Source organism: Campylobacter sp. IFREMER_LSEM_CL2194 (assembly GCF_025771685.1).
Classification (GTDB): domain Bacteria; phylum Campylobacterota; class Campylobacteria; order Campylobacterales; family Campylobacteraceae; genus Campylobacter_D.
Genome location: NZ_JAKMQS010000001.1, coordinates 182713 through 201296, shown reverse-complemented (window position 1 = coordinate 201296; position 18584 = coordinate 182713). Strand labels below are relative to the sequence as shown.

The 18584-nt window shown below is 30.5% G+C and carries 18 protein-coding genes and 1 pseudogene; 7 read left to right on the top strand and 12 right to left on the bottom strand.

From position 1 onward, the window contains the following. From L8V79_RS01050 to argS, 4 genes and pseudogenes are all read left to right on the top strand, one after another. Window positions 1-729: pseudogene (locus tag L8V79_RS01050) on the top strand (hypothetical protein); the annotation flags it as partial. Continuing rightward, a complete protein-coding gene (gene gmk / locus L8V79_RS01045; RefSeq protein WP_263663070.1) occupies window positions 726-1340 on the top strand; it encodes a guanylate kinase in 615 nt (204 codons plus the stop codon). The pseudogene L8V79_RS01050 and the gene gmk, both read left to right, overlap by 4 nt. A gap of 1 nt (window position 1341) precedes the next feature. Beyond that, window positions 1342-1581, top strand: a complete 240-nt coding sequence (locus tag L8V79_RS01040; RefSeq protein ID WP_039618758.1) for a twin-arginine translocase TatA/TatE family subunit — start codon at window positions 1342-1344, stop codon at window positions 1579-1581. Between the two features lie 9 nt (window positions 1582-1590). After that, on the top strand, window positions 1591-3186 hold the full coding sequence (gene argS, locus L8V79_RS01035) for an arginine--tRNA ligase (RefSeq protein WP_263702168.1): 1596 nt from the start codon (window positions 1591-1593) through the stop codon (window positions 3184-3186). On the opposite strand, the gene L8V79_RS01030 is transcribed toward argS, so the two are convergent. The 6 genes from L8V79_RS01030 to L8V79_RS01005 all read right to left on the bottom strand — a co-directional run bounded on the left by L8V79_RS01030 (window position 3183) and on the right by L8V79_RS01005 (window position 6957). Next, window positions 3183-3701, bottom strand: coding sequence for a threonine/serine exporter family protein (locus tag L8V79_RS01030; RefSeq protein WP_039618755.1), 519 nt, complete (start codon window positions 3699-3701; stop codon window positions 3183-3185). The two genes, argS and L8V79_RS01030, sit on opposite strands and share 4 nt — an antisense overlap. Then, a complete protein-coding gene (locus L8V79_RS01025) occupies window positions 3698-4474 on the bottom strand; it encodes a threonine/serine exporter family protein (protein WP_263678815.1) in 777 nt (258 codons plus the stop codon). The genes L8V79_RS01030 and L8V79_RS01025 overlap by 4 nt, the downstream gene beginning before the upstream one ends. 152 nt (window positions 4475-4626) lie before the next feature. Continuing rightward, complete coding sequence (locus tag L8V79_RS01020) at window positions 4627-5232, bottom strand: DedA family protein (protein ID WP_263702167.1); 606 nt, start codon at window positions 5230-5232, stop codon at window positions 4627-4629. A 49-nt stretch (window positions 5233-5281) separates the two neighbouring features. Then, a complete protein-coding gene (locus tag L8V79_RS01015) occupies window positions 5282-5710 on the bottom strand; it encodes a hypothetical protein (protein ID WP_012661788.1) in 429 nt (142 codons plus the stop codon). Window positions 5711-5757: 47 nt separating this feature from the next. Continuing rightward, window positions 5758-6240, bottom strand: coding sequence for a peptidylprolyl isomerase (locus L8V79_RS01010; RefSeq protein WP_263702166.1), 483 nt, complete (start codon window positions 6238-6240; stop codon window positions 5758-5760). A gap of 9 nt (window positions 6241-6249) precedes the next feature. Continuing rightward, entirely contained in the window at window positions 6250-6957 is a 708-nt protein-coding gene (locus L8V79_RS01005; RefSeq protein WP_214100684.1) for a YebC/PmpR family DNA-binding transcriptional regulator, read from the bottom strand. Window positions 6958-7037: 80 nt separating this feature from the next. Here L8V79_RS01005 and L8V79_RS01000 point away from each other — a divergent pair, with 80 nt between their 5' ends. The 3 genes from L8V79_RS01000 to L8V79_RS00990 are packed head-to-tail and all read left to right on the top strand — an operon-like array spanning window position 7038 to window position 9885. Beyond that, complete coding sequence (locus L8V79_RS01000; RefSeq protein WP_263702165.1) at window positions 7038-7583, top strand: GNAT family N-acetyltransferase; 546 nt, start codon at window positions 7038-7040, stop codon at window positions 7581-7583. Continuing rightward, on the top strand, window positions 7584-7775 hold the full coding sequence (locus tag L8V79_RS00995; protein WP_263702163.1) for a heavy-metal-associated domain-containing protein: 192 nt from the start codon (window positions 7584-7586) through the stop codon (window positions 7773-7775). Beyond that, on the top strand, window positions 7765-9885 hold the full coding sequence (locus tag L8V79_RS00990; RefSeq protein WP_263702161.1) for a heavy metal translocating P-type ATPase: 2121 nt from the start codon (window positions 7765-7767) through the stop codon (window positions 9883-9885). Before L8V79_RS00995 ends, L8V79_RS00990 begins: the two co-directional genes overlap by 11 nt. Before the next feature lie 61 nt (window positions 9886-9946). On the opposite strand, the gene L8V79_RS00985 is transcribed toward L8V79_RS00990, so the two are convergent. From L8V79_RS00985 to alaS, 6 genes are all read right to left on the bottom strand, one after another. After that, window positions 9947-11842, bottom strand: coding sequence for an NAD(P)/FAD-dependent oxidoreductase (locus L8V79_RS00985; protein WP_263702160.1), 1896 nt, complete (start codon window positions 11840-11842; stop codon window positions 9947-9949). 89 nt (window positions 11843-11931) lie between these two features. Further along, on the bottom strand, window positions 11932-12492 hold the full coding sequence (locus tag L8V79_RS00980) for a sulfite oxidase heme-binding subunit YedZ (RefSeq protein WP_263702159.1): 561 nt from the start codon (window positions 12490-12492) through the stop codon (window positions 11932-11934). Further along, complete coding sequence (msrP, locus tag L8V79_RS00975; RefSeq protein WP_257396805.1) at window positions 12492-13385, bottom strand: protein-methionine-sulfoxide reductase catalytic subunit MsrP; 894 nt, start codon at window positions 13383-13385, stop codon at window positions 12492-12494. Before msrP ends, L8V79_RS00980 begins: the two co-directional genes overlap by 1 nt. 81 nt (window positions 13386-13466) lie before the next feature. Next, window positions 13467-15398, bottom strand: a complete 1932-nt coding sequence (locus L8V79_RS00970; RefSeq protein WP_263702172.1) for a PBP1A family penicillin-binding protein — start codon at window positions 15396-15398, stop codon at window positions 13467-13469. Further along, window positions 15398-15940: a septum formation inhibitor Maf gene (gene maf, locus L8V79_RS00965; protein WP_263663083.1), complete on the bottom strand. Its 543-nt coding sequence runs from the start codon at window positions 15938-15940 to the stop codon at window positions 15398-15400. The genes L8V79_RS00970 and maf overlap by 1 nt, the downstream gene beginning before the upstream one ends. Then, window positions 15940-18477, bottom strand: coding sequence for an alanine--tRNA ligase (gene alaS, locus L8V79_RS00960; protein WP_263702156.1), 2538 nt, complete (start codon window positions 18475-18477; stop codon window positions 15940-15942). Before alaS ends, maf begins: the two co-directional genes overlap by 1 nt. Between the last annotated feature and the right edge of the window lie 107 nt (window positions 18478-18584).

Here is an 18584-nt window from a genome sequence, read left to right as displayed (position 1 = left end):
GAAAATATAGAAGAAAATATAGAAGAAAATATAGAAGAAAATATAGAAGAAAACCCCGCCGAATTTGATTCTCTTGATGATTTACCTATGGTTGAAGAAATGAGCGAAAAAGAGATGAGTTTTGATGATTTACCTGAAGATGCTCAATTTATTGGTGAAGCAAAAGATGATGATAGTGTTGCAGAAGAAAATGAACCTTTAGTAGAAGAGGTTTTTGAAGATGAAAGTATAGATGATTTTCAACCAGAAGAGGAGTTAAGCACTCAAGATAAAATAAAAGAAGAATTAGCTGCTATTGATGAACTAGATGAAGAATTTGGTGATATTGATGAGAATTTAATGAGTGATTTTGATATGCAGGATTTAAGTGAGGGTGAAGATTTACAAATGAAATCACAAGCCGATGTGAATGAGGAAAATATAGAGGAAAATATGAGTGAAGTTTTAGATAAAACGCAAGATGAATTTGCAAATTTAAACGAAAATGATATTATGTTAGCTTTAGGAGAAGAACTTGCTCCAGCTATTGTAGAAAAGAAAGAAATAAGCAAGGTAAACACTGAAGAAAAAGCAGAGAATTTACAAGAAGATGAAATGGTAAATGAGCTTAGTAAAAGCATAGCTCAAACTATCACTTCGAGTATTACCGATGATACTTTAAAAGCAGCCTTAAAAGGCATGAAAATGAATATAAACATTAACATAAGCTTTGATGAGGATAAACATTGAGTGGTCAAATTTTAATCATCTCAGGGCCAAGTGGAGCAGGTAAGAGTACCTTGCTTCAAAGGCTTTTTAAAGAAAAAGATAATATTTATTTTTCTATTTCAAGTACAACAAGAGCTCCTAGAGAAAATGAAAAAAATGGAGTAGATTATTTTTTTATTAGCGAAGAAGAATTTAAACAAGGTATAGAAAAAGGTGATTTTTTAGAATGGGCTTTGGTACATAAAAATTATTATGGCACTTCGTTAATCCCTGTGAAAAAAGCATTACAAGAGGGTAAAAGTGTCATTTTTGATATCGATGTGCAAGGTTTTTGTATAGCTAAAGAAAAAATGCCTGAATATATTACTTCTGTTTTTATTACAACTAAAAATAAAAAAGAACTTGAAAAAAGATTGCTTAAGCGAAATACTGATAAAATAGAAGATATTAGCAAAAGATTGGAAAATGCTAGTGATGAAATGGCTTATTTGGATCGATATGATTTTTTAATCATAAATGATGATCTTGAAAAAAGCTATAGGGAGTTAGAAGCGGTTTTTGAAGCTTCAAAATTAAAAAGTACAAAACATGATTTAAAACAAATTCAAATTCAATGGAATAAAGGAGAATAAAATGCATATGCCAAGCGGAACTCAATGGTTGATTATATTACTTATAGTAGTGTTACTTTTTGGTGCAAAAAAAATTCCAGAGCTTGCTAAAGGCTTAGGAAAAGGTATTAAAACTTTTAAAGATGAAATGAATACAGAAGATGATAAAAAAATCGTTCAAGAAGATGCGCAAAAAATTGAAAAAATCAATGAAAAAGATGTTCTTGTAAAAGAAAATAACGAAGAAGTAAAAAAAGCTTAAGGCAATACATTGAAAACTTTAGTTTATAAAGAAATTAAAGAAAAATTAGGAAGAGATTTTATCTTAGAAAATCCCAAGAATAAAAATCTAGCTCATTTTGCCACGCCTTTGGCTTTTTCTTTGGCTAAAGAATTAAAGCAAAATCCTATGATAATTGCCAATGATATTGTTGCTAAGTTAAAAGATTGTGATTGTTTTGAAAGTGTAGAGGCTTTAAATGGTTATGTAAATTTTAAACTTTCAAAAGCTTTTTTAAATTCTTTGGCTACGCAAGCTTTGGGCGATAGTGAAAATTTTGCAAAAGATGATAAAAAAGAGCAGAGTTTTTTACTTGAATATGTGAGTGCAAATCCGACAGGACCTTTACACATAGGACATGCTAGAGGGGCTATTTTTGGTGATACTTTAACTAGAGTTGCTAGGCATTTAGGGTATAAATTTGATACAGAATATTATGTCAATGATGCAGGTAATCAAATTTATCTTTTAGGTCTTTCTATATTACTTGCAGTAAAAGAGCATTGTTTAAAAGAGCAAGTTCAATATCCTGATGAGTATTATAAAGGCGAATATATCGTAGATGTAGCAAAAGAAGCTTTTGTTGATTTTGAAAAAGATTTCTTTGTAGAAGAAAACATTCCGCAATTAGCACTTTGGGCTAAGGATAAAATGCTTAAAATTATCAAGCAAAATTTGGCCGATGCTAAGATATTTATTGATACTTATGTGAGCGAAACAAGTTATTATAATGAATTAGAAAATACCTTAAAAGCTTTAAAAGAGCATGGTGGTACTTATGAACAAGATGGTAAAATCTGGCTTGCATCAAGTGCTAAAGGCGATGAAAAAGATCGTGTGATTATTAAAGATGATGGAAAAGGAACTTATCTAGCTGCTGATATAGTTTATCATAAAGATAAAATGAGCCGTGGTTATGATAAGTGTATTAATATATGGGGAGCTGATCATCATGGCTATATAGCTAGAATGAAAGCTGCTATGGAATTTTTAGGTCATGATAGTCAAAATCTTGAAATTATCTTAGCGCAAATGGTTTCATTATTAAAAAATGGTGAGCCTTATAAAATGAGCAAAAGAGCAGGAAATTTCATCTTAATGGGTGATGTTTTAGAAGAGCTTGGCAGTGATGTGTTAAGATATATTTTTATTAGTAAAAAATGTGATACACATTTAGAGTTTGATGTAGATGAGTTTAAAAAAGAAGATAGCTCTAATCCTGTGTATTATATTAATTATGCTCATGCTAGAATTCATCAAGTATTTGCTAAAGCAGGTAAGAGTGTAGATGATGTTATGCATGCTAAATTTGAGAGTTTAAATGAAGATGGTATGAATCTTTTATTTGAAAGTTTAAATTTAAAAGCAGTGCTTAATGACGCATTTGAGTCAAGAGCCTTGCAAAAAATTCCTGATTATTTAAAAAATTTAGCTTCTTTATTTCATAAATTTTATAATGAAAATAAAGTAGTTGGCTCAGATAATGAAGATGAGCTTTTAAAACTTTTTGCCGTATGTGCTTTAAGTGTTAAAACAGCTTTTGCGCTTATGGGGATAGAAGCAAAAAATAAAATGAATCACGATTAATTTTGATCGTGATTTTTACTTTTTTTAATACTTCTTGTCATCATAAAGCTTTGCTCAAAAAATAAAAGCAAAGTCACACTTACTCCTACTGCTAAGGCTAGTGTTACTGAAAGTGTTGTAAAAAAATGATCAAAAAATTGAATCAAGAAATTAGTCTTTTCGCTAATATCTTCTGAGCGTATAAAAGAAATTAAATACAATATGGCCTTATATGCATAAATTCCAGGTATCATAGGAATGAGAGCGGGAAAAGCTATGATTTCAGCAGGTGTTTTAAAAATCTTAGCTAAAAATAAACCAAGACAGCCTATACTAAAAGAAGCTATAAAGGTTGCAATAGCCAAGGTTTGAAAGCCAAAATATCCCATCAAGGTAAAGCGCATACCATGAGCTATAGCGGCTAATATGGCTGAGAGTATGAGTGTTTTAAAGGGTGGATTACACACATAAGCAAAACCAAAACCTGTTAAAGCTGCAAAAAACATATCCCAAAGTATAGAAGAATAATCAATCATCTTAAAATCCCAAAATCATTAATACCAAGAGTAGTGTAAATTCCAATGGCAATACAGCATACTAATATCGCCACACTAATAATACGACTAAGCCCCATAAGTATATGATCTTTTAAAATGTCTATAACGGAGTTTATAAAATAAACCCCAGGAATTAAATATAATATACTAGAACCCAAAGCAACATTAGCTTCTTGCACGAGTTTCAAATCCACCCCAAAAAATACAATAAAAGAAGATAAAAAAGAACAAATAATGTATTGAATTCTTAAATCAATTTTTATTCTAGTGAGTAAAACTCTTAAGCTAAAACCTACTAAAGTAGCTAAAAATACAAATAAGCAACCATAAAAATCTCCTCCAAATAGCTTGCAAAATGCTGAGTTTGCTACTGAAACTAAAAATAAATTCGCTAAAAAAGGATTTCTTGTGCTTTGTTTGAGTTTTATAAGAGAAAATTTAGCTTCTTCTAGGTTGTATTTATGATCATGAATTTGCCAGCTTAATGCACTTAGTTCTAAAATCAGTTTAAAATTAATATGATTGTGCTTATTAGGTATGATATAGGTTCTTTGTATGGAATTATCATCTTTATCAAAAATATTTAGTGTGGTATGATGAAAGAAAAAATTCATGTTAATCTCATAACCATATGCATTAGCTATTCTTCCAACGCACTTTGCCACTCTTGCTGTGTAAGTTCCAGCACTTAGAAAAACACTAATGTATTCGATTAAAAAATCCGTTAAATTTTGAATAGATGGCTTTTGCATAACCTTTTTTCTTTGAAATAATTTTTATAAGATTTTATCAAAAATCAAATATAAAATCATATAAATTTAAATGTTTTTAGAAAAATATATATCAAATTAAAGAAAATAATAAAATACCTAGCTAATGAAACTAGGTATTTAAAAATGAAATTTTAAGATATCTTTTTTCTTTTTTGGATATAGATATAAATAGCTACAATCATAGCAGCAAAAATAATACAAGCTACAATAACAAAATGCAAATATTCTTTGATTAAATCTTCATTTTTACCTAAAACATAGCCTAATATAAGCAAAATTAAACACCAAATTCCAGCCCCTAAACTAGTATAAAATATAAACTTTTTCAAATTCATTCTTGCTAATCCTGCAGGTAAAGAAATATACTGACGCAAACCAGGGATTAATCTACCACTAAAGGTTGATATCTCACCATGTTTGTTAAAAAAGGCCTCAAATTGAGCAAATTTTGCTTCATTAACTCCAAAATATTTGCATATTTTCAAAAGAACTTCCCGTCCTAAAAAATAACATAAATAATAATTAAGCAAAGCTCCTAAAAGAGCTCCAAAAGTCCCACAAAGCAGACATAGCCAAAAGTTAAGTTCATTTTGATGGGCTAAATATCCAGCAGGTATCATCACTACTTCACTGGGAAAAGGAAAAAAGGAACTTTCTACAAACATAAGAAAAATAATCCCCCAATAACCCCAATCTTTTGCAAGAGTGAGTAAAAAATCTATAATATCACCAAGCATAAATAACCTTTATTTTTTAAGCTAATGATATAAGCTTAGTTTTAATGTTTTAAAAATATAGCATGGCTTTTGCACAAATGACTATTAAAATACATAAAATCAATGCAATCAAGTGAGATTTTAAAGGATCTTTTCTTTTTAAAACTTTTATAAAAAATAAAGAATAAAAAGTCAAAGCTAGCATTGTTATTAATAATAAAAGTTTGATAAATAAAAATACTCCAAAATTACTTGCAAAAAAATCCCAAAAAGAATTAATTTCATAAAAGCTCAAAAGATAAAATCCACTTAGTAAAAGTAAGATGAAAATACCAGCAAAAATAAAAATACTTGATTTAGTATAGGCTTTTTTAATTTTATCACAATCTTCTTTGTTTGCGTGTTGATAAGCAAAGCGATAAACACATACATCAAAAAATACATAGGCTATAAAAAATACAGCGCAAATAAGATGAATACAAATAAAAATAAAATGCATAATTAATCTCCTTAAAAATCATAGCACAATTTTAAGGAGATGTAAAATTAAAGTTTTTCTAAAATTTGGATAGTTTTGATTTTATCTCCTGCTCTAATGCTATCTAGTACTTCCAAACTTTCTTTATCTTCAGGGTTAATTTGCCCAAAGATAGTGTGCGCTCCGTCTAAATGAGGCTGTGGGCTGTGACAAATGAAAAATTGCGATCCGCCTGTATCTCTGCCAGCGTGAGCCATAGATAAGCTACCTCTTAAGTGCTTGTGTTTTTGATCGTCACATTCACATTCTATTTCATATCCAGGGCCACCTGAGCCTATACCATAAGGACAACCACCTTGTATCACAAAATTTGGAATCACGCGGTGAAAAACAAGCTCATCATAAAAACCATCATTGGCTAAGTTGGCAAAATTACACACAGTTTGTGGCGCTTCATCAGGAAATAATTCTAATTTCATATCACCTTTTTCGGTGCTAATGATAGCAAAATTGTATTTTTTTGCATTTTTTGTGTCGATTTTTTTAAGCATTTTTTGATCCTATTCTATATTAGTATAAACTGCTTGTACATCATCATCATCTTCTAATTTATCAAGTAATTTTTCAATATCAAGAAGTTGTTCTTCATTAAAGCTTACAGGATTGTTAGCAAGATATTCAAGTCCTGCTTTTTTAAGCACTAAGCCTTTTTTTTCTATAGCATTACTAAGTTCACCAAAGGCAGTATAATCACCTATAATTAGTAATTCTTCCTCATTTTGCTCAAGTTCTTCAAGTCCTGCATCAATGAGTTCAAGCTCAAGTTCTTCTAAATCTCCATCATATTTTTCAAGATGAAAAACAGCTTTGTGTGAAAACATAAAAGTTAAAGAGCCATTTTGTAAAATTTCTCCACCATTTTTGCTAAAAATCGCTTTTACATTTGCTACTGTGCGTGTAGGATTATCACTCATACACTCAACAATGATTAAAGCTCCATGTGCTGCTTTTCCTTCATAGTGGATATTTTTAATATCAGCACTATCTTTTCCACTTGCTCTTTTAATAGCTGCATCGATATTGTCTTTTGGCATATTATTAGCTTTTGCAGTAGCTATGGCACTACGAAGCTTTGGATTCATATCAGGATCAGCTCCGCCTTCTTTTGCTGCTACTTGTATAGCCTTTGCAAGTTTTGGAAAAAGTTTGCTCATTTTATCCCATCTTGCTTCTTTAGAGGCTCTGCGATATTCAAACGCTCTTCCCATAAATTCTCTCTTTCTTATATTGTTTTAAAGTTAAAAGTATAAACTAAGAAGTCTAAATTTGATTTTAAAGGAGTAAAAGAGTGATCAGAAAAGCTAGAAAAGATGATGTTAAAAAATGTATACAATTGCTTGCTTTAGCAATGGATCATTTTATATACAAACTTAGTGGTTATAATGATCGTCAAAAAGCTATAGAGGTTTTAGAAAATTTCTTCACTCAAGAAAATAATCGTTTAAGCTATGAAAATATATATGTTTATGAAGAAGATAGGGAAATTTTAGGTGCGATTTGTTTTTATGATGGGGCTTTGGCAGATGAGCTAGATAAGCCTTTAAATGATCATTTAGAATTTTTAGGAATCAATGAAAAAGTTTTAAAAGAATGTGAAAATGAGTTTTATTTAGATAGTATTTGTGTGGATGAAAAAGCAAGAGGAAAAGGCATTGCTAAGAAATTGATTGAATGCGCTTTCAATGAAGCTTTGAAAAATGGTAAAAAGCTTTCATTAATCGTAGAAGATGAAAATACAAATGCAAAAATGCTTTATGAAAAAATGGGTTTTAAACTGATAAAAAATAAAATTTTTCACTCTCATAAATATGAATACAGAGAAAAAGGAGAATAAATGATTATAAAAACCAAAAATATTAATTGTCAAAGTTGTGTAAATTTAATCAAGGCTTCATTGGAAGATGAATTTGGTACTATGCAAATAAATGTTGAAACAAAAAGCATAGAGATTGATTTAAAAGCAGAACAAGTTGAAGAGTTCAAAAAACAATTACAAGAATTAGGTTTTGAGATAGATGAAGCATGAGTTAAAATTAAAAATAGGCAATATGACTTGTGTTAATTGCTCTAATGCTATAGAAAAAGTTTGTGCAAAAATTGATGGAGTCGAAGATGCAAGTGTTTCTTATGTCAACTCTAGTGGAGTGTTTTTGCTCAAAGATTTATCTTTGGAAGTAAAAATCAAAGAAAAAATCAAAGCTTTGGGTTTTGAGATATTACAAGAAGAGCAAAATTTATACGAGTTTAAACTCAAAGAGCTTAAAAATATGAAAACAAAGCTTATCATGAGTATAATTTTAAGCTCTATTGTGATGTATTTTGAAATGTTTGTCCAAGGAAATGTTTCTGCTTTAATTCAAATGTTTTTATCTATGATAGCGATTTTTTATTGCGGAAAAGGTTTTTTTATCCACGCTCTTAAAGGATTAGGGCATAAAAATTTAGATATGAATACCTTGATATCCTTAGGTGCCTTTACTTCTTTTGTATATTCTTTTTTTGTGTATTTTGAAATATTTAGTAAAGATGGTTATTTGTATTTTAGTGGCGGAGCGATGATTATAAGCTTTGTTTTATTAGGTAAATACTTAGAAGAAAAGGCTAAATTTAAATCCTTAGAATATCAAAATAAATTAAAAAACATAGATATTAAAAAAGCTAATATAATCTTAGAAGATGGAAGTATAAAAAGCATACCCAGTGCTTTTGTAAAAGAAAATGATGTGATTTTAGTAAAAGAGGGCGAAAGCGTTGTTGCTGATGGGGTGATTATAGCGGGTGAAGCTGAGGTTGATGTGAGTTTTTTAACAGGAGAGTTTTTACCACTTTTAAAAAAGCAAGATGATGAGATTTTAGCAGGAACTGTGTTGATTAATGGAAGTTTAAAGATTAAGGCTAATAAAAAGGCGATTGAAAGTTCATTAGAACAAATCAAAGATCTTGTTTTTAAAGCAGGTAATATCAAAACACCTTTAGCAAATTTAGCTAATAAGATTTCAGCTTATTTTGTAGCTTGTATTATAATTTTATCGCTTTTTGTGTTTGCTTTTTGGTATTTTAAAGAAGGAATTAACGTAGCATTTTTGCATGCTTGTGCTACGCTTTTAATCTCTTGTCCTTGCGCTTTGGGTTTAGCAACCCCTATAGCCATAGTTAGTGCTTTAGCAAATGGAGCAAGAAATTTTATCTTAGTGAAAAATCCAGCAGTGCTAGAGAATTTAGCTAGTATAAAACTTGCTATTTTTGATAAAACGGGCACTTTAAGTCAAGATGATTTAAGTGTTTATAAGCATGATCTAACTCAAGAAAATTTTCAAAAACTCACCCAAATTGAAAATTTAAGCTCACACCCAATCGCAAAGGCTTTTACTAAAGAATTGAATGTAAATTTAAATTTGCAAGGAAAATTAAGTGTTTTAGTGGGTAGTGGTTTGCTTTATGAGGAAAATGAAGATAAATATTTAATAGGCAATGAAAAATTAATGCTTGAAAATGGTGTTGATATGCAAAAAAGCAGGCAATTTTTGCAAGAATTTGAAGATCAAGCACCTATATCTTTGTATTTTGCAAAAAATAATATTTGTCTTGGTGGGGTTTGCTTGAAAAATGAACTTAAAAACGAAGCTAAAGACTTGATAGTAAATTTAAAGCAAAAGGATATAAAAAGTATTATTTTAAGCGGTGATAATAAAAAAAGTGTTGCCAAAATAGCAAATGAGCTTAATATCGATGAGTATTATTCTGACTTAAAACCCGAGCAAAAGCTTGAATTTATAAAAGAAAAAATTAAAAAAGAAAAAGTGCTTTTTATAGGAGATGGTATCAATGATGCTCCTGCTTTAAATTTAGCTAGTGCAAGCATAAGTTTTTCTAAAGCAAGTGAGCTTGCTAAAAAAAGTGGAGATTTGATTTTAATAAAAGATGATTTATCTTTAATAGCTTATTGTTTTGAGCTTTCTCAAAAAACTAAAAATATCATCAAACTCAATCTTTTTTGGGCTTTTATTTACAATGCTTTGTGCATTCCTATTGCAGCAGGTTTTGTGCCATTTATAAGTCTTAGTCCGCATTTGGCAGCTTTGGCAATGTGTTTTAGTTCAGTAACAGTTGTACTAAATTCTTTAAGATTACGTTAGATAATTTTTTAAGCAATATTTATAAGAGTTAATTTATCAAACTCCTAAAAGGAGTTTGATTTTATAGTTCATTAACAGCGCGATATGCTTGATCAATTGCTGCGTGCATATAAGCATCCCAATCAGCATCTGAATTTGCTATAACGATATTACCAAAAGGTTTTCTTGCAAGTTCTATAGTTTTTTGCGCTTCTTCACTATCGTCAAAAAGACTGTTTTCTGTATATGAATAACAATGCCCCCAACGATTTACAACTATAGCCTTAATGTCTCTTTCATGGTCAAATCCAGCCGAGCCTAACATGCCTTGAAGTTGATCGCGAACGATTTTTTCATGTTCTTCAAAACTCATAGTGAATAATAAATTTCTACCCACTCTAGCTCTATCTCTTGCATCCATTCCATCAAGATCAATCCCTTGGATGTTTGCAAAAGCTAAAGGAGAGCAAACCATGTGAACACAAATAGGTTTTTTAGGATCTCTTGGGTGATGGTATCCTCCCATATCCACAGGATAATCAAGTTTAGTTCTAGCATAAGGCATTTTTGGTGAATAAATTTCATGAACTCCAAGTTTTATAAATGGTTCCCAGTTGCTTATGATAACTTTAGTGTGCAAAAGAGAGGTTTTTACGTTTTTACTCAAAGCATCTTTTTGATCTTGTGGCATGCTTGGTACTATATATGGAATCATACTATTATAATTTGCCATCACAACTTTTTTAGCTTTTACTCTGTAATTTTTGCCTTTATTAACGTAAGTTACTAAAGCTCCATCTTTTGTATTTTCTACATTTATAACAGTGCTGTTTAATCTTAAACGCACTTTGTTTTTAGCAAGATCAAGTTTAGAATAATCAAAATGAGCTAGAGTAACTTCATTCATATCTTTGCCTTTTTTAGACACATCAGGAATTAATCTTCTAACCATTAATCTAGCAACAGTAGCATTACCATCAGCACAGTGGTGGATATATGGTTCTTCCATTTCAGCTAATGCTTCTCCCTCGATTGGATCAAGTCCAAGTTTGTCAAAACCAGGTAAGAAAGAAACTCTAGCATCTTCACAAGAAACAGCATCAATGCCTAAAGCTAAAAAATCATCTGTCATACCTTCAAAGAATTTTACAGCTTGTGGTGAAAGCTTAACTTTTTCTTCTAAAAATTTTTTATAGCTTGTTTTAGCCACATACTCATCTCTTTGCTCTTTTGTCAAGCCTTTTAAATAGTCTTTTTCGCTTTTAAATAAAGCAATAAGATCTTTTTTATCTTTATCATTAAGTGGAAAATCCCCTATAAATGCTTCAATGCTTCTTCCGTTGTTTTTTTCCTCAGGAATATCATCACAAATTACTTTTCTAGGGTTGCCACTTACGACTTTATCTACTCCAAATTCAGCCTTAGAAAAATACACACCTCTGCTAAGATTCAAATCAGGATAAAAATTTACATCAAAACGTTTAGCAAGCTCATCAATATCCACACCCAAAGATGATAATAAATCTACTACTTCTTTAGAATATAACGCCTTTGGTGATTGAAATGTTTCGCTACCACCATAACTTAAAATAGTACCATCTTCTAAATCTATTTCATTTCTTCTAGCATGTCCACCAAAATCATCATGATTATCAAGGATAAGAATTTTTTTATCTTTTCCAAATTTGTTTTGATAAAAACAGGCAGCTGCTAAACCACTAATTCCAGCTCCAACTACAACCAAATCATATTCTTGTTTAGGTTTGATAGCGCTAAAGTCAAATTTTTCACCATCTCTTAGCATATGTGCAAATTCATAACTTGCATTATTGCTACCCCTTAGTCCAAGCCATTTTGGAGGGTAGTATTCTTTGGTAAAATCTTCGATTTTGGCTTCTTTACCATATAATACTTGTAAAGGAGTCATTCCTGCAAGTATAGTTAAAGCCATTCCGTTTAAAAAATCTCTTCTTTGCATGATTGTCCTTAAAATAAGATATATCAAGTCTTATTTTAAGAATATATTTATATATTTACTCTTAAAAGTGTTTCATTTGAATACAAATTTTATAAAAAAGTTACTTTTTTTCTCTTTTTATAATTTTTATATAATTTAATAAGTAGAAAAATAAAGGCTAGGCTTAAAGCTAAAAAATGTGGAATTTGTGGTATTTTTGCAGATAAAAAATAATGCCAAGCTACTAGCAAAAAGCAAAAATATCCAAGTTTTCTTATTTTACTCATTTTTTTAAAAAACTTAAATGAGCTTATAAACATAAATGTGAGTATAAAAAAGCTTATAAAACCACTAAATTCTAAATTTTTACTGAAAGTATCTTTGAAAAAAAGTATTAAATCTAAATTTTTTCCAAAAGCAAAATAATTAAAAAAGTGAATCAAAGCCCAAAAAAATGCATAAAAACCTAAAAATTTAGGGTAATCTTTTGTGTGTTTATACTTTAAAAGTGAAAAAAACAGGCTCAATCCAAAAAAGATTAAGCCAAATATACCACTATAAAAATATACAGATTTTACAATATCAAATTCTTGCATGATTTGATAGATGCTAAAAACAATACTTAAAGCAAAGGCTAAAAATCCACCGATATTATAAACTTTTTTGCTCATTAAAAATTAACCTTTAAATCCATATCTTTATACAAATGTGCTACTTCTTTTTCATAGCCATTAAACATTTGTGTAGGCTTGGTGAAAAAATCTCCCAAAGGACGCTCATTTGCTTGAGACCATCTTGGATGAGAGACATTTGGATTAACATTAGCATAAAATCCATATTCTCTAGGGTTTGCTAGCTCCCATGTGGTTTTAGGTTGTTCTTTGGTAAATTCTATTTTTACAATAGATTTTATACTTTTAAAGCCATACTTCCATGGAACTACAAGGCGAATCGGCGCTCCATTTTGTCCTAATAAAGGTTTTTTATACATACCCACAGCCATAAGTGTTAGTGGATGCATAGCCTCATCTAATCTTAAGCCCTCTACATAAGGATAATCAAGAGTTGGGAAAAATGAAGCTTGATCAGCAAATTGATTTTTATCAAAAAGAGTGGTAAATTTTATAAATTTAGCCTCGCTTTTGACTTTGCATTTTTCTATTAAAGCACGTAATTCAAAACCAACCCAAGGCACCACCATAGACCAAGTTTCAACACAACGAAATCTATAAATTCTCTCTTCTAAAGGAAAAGCTAATAAATCTTGCATAGTTAAAGTCAAAGGTTCTTCAACTTCCCCGCTAACTTCTATTTTCCAACCATTTGTGTTGAAATTTTTTGCAAGTTCTACGGCTCTTTTTTTATCAGTAGAAAATTCATAAAAATTTACATAATTAGTTGCAATTTTTTCATCGCTAAGTTTTAATTTTTCATTATTAGGATCAGGAAAGAAATTTAATGCCATCAATTCAGATTGAACTAAGGCTGAACTAACTAAAGCTCCAGCGCCTAGTTTTAAAAAATGGCGTCTTTTTTTATATAATTGTTCGTTTGTGATGTTCATAATTTTCCTTTATAAGTTTTGTGATATTAAAACATATAAAGGAAAATAAAAGGATAATTTTTATTATATAAAAAAATATTTTTAAAAAATTATCTCGTTATTTTCAGATAGAGCAGGGTTGTTTTTTGGAAATGGAGAGGTATTAGTGTAATACTCTCTTTGCTTTTCATAAATTCCTTGATGAACCCCTTTTGGAATGATAAATTTTCTAGCACTATCAGGATAAAGTTCTAAGTATTTTGTTAAAAATTCTTTAAAAACCGGAGCAGCAGTCCTTGCACCACCTTCGATTTGTTTCATAGGTTTATTATCATCATTACCATACCAAATGATAGCTTCTATTTCAGGAGTCAAGCCACAAAACCATGCATCGATGCTTTTATTTGAAGTGCCTGTTTTTCCAGCTATTTCAATCCCTTCTACCCTAGCGTTGCGTCCAGTGCCTTTTTTAACAACATTTTGCATCATATCATTGACTAAAAAGGCTTGTTCGGGTTCGCTAATTTTTCTTTCTCCAGAGTTAAATTCTACTACCATTTTGCCATTTTTATCAATTACTCTTTTAATGAGTATTAAATCTTTTTGCACGCCATAGTTTCCAAATACTGTATAAAGTTTAGCATAGTCATAAATAGAAATTCCAAAGCTACCCAAAACTATAGATAAATCAACCGGTATATTCTCAAAGCCCATAAATTGAAGTTTATCATGGATCACATCAAGTCCTAGGGCAAGAGCTAAATTTATGGTAGCTAGGTTTCTTGATCCAGTTAATGCTTCTTTTAAGCTTATAAGCCCTAGAAATTTTCCACCGTAATTTTTAGGTTTCCAGTCTTTCTCATCTTCTTTGGTACTTTCAAAAATTCTTGAAATATCAGCAACCTTGCTCATAGGAGAATAACCCATGTCAATAGCAATTTGGTATAAAAAAGGTTTAAAAGAACTTCCAGGCTGTCTTAAACTTTGAGTAGCGCGGTTGAAATTACTTTTTGTATAATTTACTCCACCTACTAAGGCTAATATATCTCCATTTTGGTGATTTGCTACTATCATAGCTCCATTAAGTGTGCTTAAATTTGCATCTTTGTCTCTTTTAACTATTTCATCATAGCCAAATTTTAAAGCTTCTCTTGCAATATTTTGCACATCAAGATCTATAGCAAGCTCTATTTTATAACCGCCACTTTTTAAGTCTTTAATTCCGCTTAGTTGTTTTAAAACTTCTTGAGTAACATAAGGAGCTGCATTTTGTGTTAAAGTATCATCATATACTTTTGGAATTTCTTTTAAGGCATTTTCATACTCTTCTTTAGAAATCCAACCAAGATTATACATTCTTTGTACTACGCTATTTGCTCTAGCTAAAGAAAGATCTAAATGTCTAGTAGGATCATAAGTACTTGGAGCCTTTGGCATACCTACTAAAATGGCAATTTCTTTCAAACTAAGCTCATCTAAATTTTTTCTAAAATACCCAAGCGCAGCAGTTTTTACTCCATAATATCCATGTCCAAAGAATATGAAATTTAAATATCTTTCTAAAATTTGCTCTTTAGTTAAAGTACTTTCTATTTTGTATGCAAGTAAAGCTTCTTTTAGTTTTCTACTTAAAGTACGCTCTGGGGTTAATTCTGTGTTTTTTATGAATTGTTGCGTAAGAGTGGAAGCTCCTTCCATGGTTTTTCCACCACTTCTTATGATTTTAATAGCTGCTCTAAAAATCGCATCTATATTAACCCCACCATGTTCAAAAAAGCTAGTATCTTCAATGGCTACCAAAGCTTCTATAAGTCTTGGAGGAAGTTCTTCATAAGGGGCATAAAAGCGGTGTTGCTCGAAAACATTTGCAACTAATTTTCCATTCTTATCAAAAATTTGTGTTGTAAGAGGTGGTTTGTAATCTTTAAAGGTGTATTGATTTAAATCAGAATCAGAAAACAAATAAGCAATAAATATAAAAACTCCAACCGCACACACTACACAAAAAGAAAGAAATATTTTTAAAATTTTTATCATAAAAATGCTTTCAAAAGTTCTATATTAAGCCCTAATGCTGTACTTTGATGGCCTATGATTTTTTTAATGTATTTTTTATGAAATCCCTCGCACATCACAGCTCCGGCTTTGCCTTGATAAAGTTTTGACTCAACGTATTCTTGCATATCTTTTAAATCAAATTTATCCAAAATCAAATCACACTTGCTAAGATTAAAAATCTTTTTATCTTCTAAAACTAAAATCATCGCGCTTAAAACACTAATACTTTTGCCACTTTGCAAATTGAGCATATTAAAAGCCTCATTATCGCTTTTAGCTTTAGTAAGAATGATATTTTGAGCACAAACTATGCTATCAGCAAATAAAACATTTTTTAAATCAGGATATTTTGCAAAAAATTGCCTTTCTTTTTCTAAAACAATTTTTTGCACATAAGAGCTTGGATTATCTTTTTTTACCAAGCTCTCATCATAATCGATAATAATTTGTTCAAAAGCGATATTTGCTTCTTTTAATAAAGCAACGCGTGAAGGCGAACTTGAAGCTAGATAAAGCATTAAATAAGACTTTCTTCTATGATTTTCTTAGCATGATCAAGCGCTTGTTCTATTTTGCTTGTATCTTTACCACCAGCTGTTGCAAAATCATCTCTACCACCACCGTTTCCACCAAGTATTTGTGCAATTTCTTTTACCAAAACACCAGCTTTTAATGAAGCGTCTTTAACACCTGCAGCTATGATGATTTTGCCTTCCTTTTCTTGTAAAAGTAAAATTACAGCTTTGTTAAATTTGTTTTTAAACTCATCTATCATGGTTTTTATATCGCCACTGTCTATTTTTTGCACACAATATTGAATGCCATTTAGTTCTTTAGAGTTTAATTCTGCTTTGTTTGAATTTTTTAATTCATTTTTTAAACTAGCTATTTCATTTTTTAATTTTGCCACATAGCTTAAAATATCATGAGTTTTTAACTCTTCTTTAGCTTGGTTTAGCTCTTTTAAATTTTCATTAACATAATCAAGTGCAGCTTTGCTTACTACTGCTTCTATTCTTCTAACTCCAGCGCTAACACCGCTTTCTTTGATGATGTAAAAACTTCCTATTTCAGAGCTATTTTTCACATGGGTACCACCGCAAAGTTCTTTACTAGCTCCTAGGGTTAAAACTCTTACTTTTTCTTGATATTTTTCACTAAATAAAGCTATGGCGCCACTTTTTTTAGCTTCATCTAAAGCCAAAATTTCAATTTTAGCTTCATTTGCTTGCATGATGTAAGTATTTACTAAAGCTTCTATTTGCTTTAATTCTTCTTTGTTTAGGGCTTTTGGATGAGTAAAATCAAATCTTAATTTATTATGCTCTACCAAAGAGCCTGCTTGGCTAATGTGTGAGCCAAGAATTTCTCTTAAAGCATGGTGTAATAAATGTGTCGCACTATGATGTCTTGCGATTTGTTCTCTTTTTTTAGTATCTATGCAAGCTAATACTTCATCGTTTGTTTTAAGATCTTGTTTTAATTTCACTTGACTAAGATTAATATCAAAGAATTTTTGTGTATCTAAAACCTCATTTTCATTGATAAAACCTATATCAGCGCTTTGCCCTCCACTTGTTGCATAAAATGGAGTTTTTTCAAGCATTAACCATGCTATATCTCCTGCCTTAGCTTTGGTTATGATTTTAAAATTTTCATCTAAAATGGCTATGATTTTAGTTTTTTCTTCATAATTTTCATAACCACTAAAAGTATTTTTGCCAAATTTTTCTAATAAAACTTTAAAGTCTCCGCTAACTGCTTTATCTCCACTTCCTTTCCAAGAAGCTTTGGCTCTGTCTTTTTGTTCTTGCATAAGCTCATTAAATTTAGCCTCATCCACACTAAGATTTTTTTCTCTTAGCATATCTTGGGTTAAATCAAGCGGAAAACCGTAAGTATCATAAAGTTTAAAAGCTACTTCACCGCTAAAAATATCTTTAGTTTTTTTAAGTTCTTCATTGAAAATTTCAATACCATTTTCAATAGTGCTTAAAAATCTTTCTTCTTCTAGTTTAATCTGCTCTTTGATAAATTCTTTTTTTTCATTTAGGTAAGTATAATGCCCACCCATTAACTCGCAAACCACATCTACAAGCTCATACATAAAAGCTCTTTTAAGACCTAATAAATATCCATGTCTTAAGGCACGGCGCATAATTCTTCTTAAAACATAGCCCCTGCCTTCTTTATCAAAACCAACTCCTTGAGCAAGTAAAAATACACTTGATCTAATATGATCAGCGATTACTCTATAGCTAGCTCCATTTTCGTAGGTATAAGTTTTGCCACAAAGTTTAGCAATACTCTCAATAATAGGCATAAACAAAGAACTATCAAAATTGCTAAATTTTCCTTCTTTTATAGCACTAACTCTTTCAAGTCCCATGCCTGTATCAATACTAGGTTTTGGCAATGGAGTAAGTGTGCCATCAGCACTTCTTTCATACTGCATGAAAACTAGGTTCCAAATTTCTAAGAACCTATCTCCATCACCACCCATATAATCTTCACTAGAATTAAAATGCTCAGCACCTTGATCATAAAAAATTTCACTACAAGGTCCGCATGGTCCAGTATCGCCCATTTGCCAGAAATTATCTTTATCGCCAAATTTATAAATTCTTTCTTTTTCTATATGTTTTTGCCAAAGTTCATATGCTTCATCATCGCTTTCATGTACAGTTACATATAGTCTTTCTTTAGGTAGTTTTAAAACTTCAGTTACAAACTCCCAAGCATAAGCAATGGCTTGTTCTTTAAAATAATCTCCAAAACTAAAATTTCCAAGCATTTCAAAGAAAGTATGATGTCTTGCTGTGTAGCCTACATTGTCTAAGTCATTATGTTTTCCACCAGCTCTTATACAAGTTTGACAACTTGTTTTACGCGGAGGATTAGGACGTGGTACTTCTCCGGTAAATATACTTTTAAAAGGCACCATACCTGCATTAGTAAAAAGTAAAGTTGCATCATCAGGCACTAAAGGGCTTGAAGGAGTGATTTCGTGTCCTTTTGACTTAAAAAATTCTAAATATTCTTTTCTTATATCCATAGATTTTCCTAGCTAGTTTTTTGCTTAAAATAATACCAAAAATACTTTAAATTAAGTAAAACTATCTTATAATCATGATTTTAAATTTACTAAGGTAATACAATGAA

Bases quoted from the DNA above. Each gene is read 5' to 3' on its own strand.
- L8V79_RS01040 (WP_039618758.1), top strand. From the start codon at position 1,342: ATGCATATGCCAAGCGGAACTCAATGGTTGATTATATTACTTATAGTA.
- L8V79_RS01030 (WP_039618755.1), bottom strand. From the start codon at position 3,701: ATGATTGATTATTCTTCTATACTTTGGGATATGTTTTTTGCAGCTTTA.
- L8V79_RS01025 (WP_263678815.1), bottom strand. From the start codon at position 4,474: ATGCAAAAGCCATCTATTCAAAATTTAACGGATTTTTTAATCGAATAC.
- L8V79_RS01020 (WP_263702167.1), bottom strand. From the start codon at position 5,232: ATGCTTGGTGATATTATAGATTTTTTACTCACTCTTGCAAAAGATTGG.
- L8V79_RS01015 (WP_012661788.1), bottom strand. From the start codon at position 5,710: ATGCATTTTATTTTTATTTGTATTCATCTTATTTGCGCTGTATTTTTT.
- L8V79_RS01010 (WP_263702166.1), bottom strand. From the start codon at position 6,240: ATGCTTAAAAAAATCGACACAAAAAATGCAAAAAAATACAATTTTGCT.
- L8V79_RS01005 (WP_214100684.1), bottom strand. From the start codon at position 6,957: ATGGGAAGAGCGTTTGAATATCGCAGAGCCTCTAAAGAAGCAAGATGG.
- L8V79_RS00995 (WP_263702163.1), top strand. From the start codon at position 7,584: ATGATTATAAAAACCAAAAATATTAATTGTCAAAGTTGTGTAAATTTA.
- L8V79_RS00990 (WP_263702161.1), top strand. From the start codon at position 7,765: ATGAAGCATGAGTTAAAATTAAAAATAGGCAATATGACTTGTGTTAAT.
- L8V79_RS00985 (WP_263702160.1), bottom strand. From the start codon at position 11,842: ATGCAAAGAAGAGATTTTTTAAACGGAATGGCTTTAACTATACTTGCA.
- L8V79_RS00980 (WP_263702159.1), bottom strand. From the start codon at position 12,492: ATGAGCAAAAAAGTTTATAATATCGGTGGATTTTTAGCCTTTGCTTTA.
- msrP (WP_257396805.1), bottom strand. From the start codon at position 13,385: ATGAACATCACAAACGAACAATTATATAAAAAAAGACGCCATTTTTTA.
- maf (WP_263663083.1), bottom strand. From the start codon at position 15,940: ATGCTTTATCTAGCTTCAAGTTCGCCTTCACGCGTTGCTTTATTAAAA.
- alaS (WP_263702156.1), bottom strand. From the start codon at position 18,477: ATGGATATAAGAAAAGAATATTTAGAATTTTTTAAGTCAAAAGGACAC.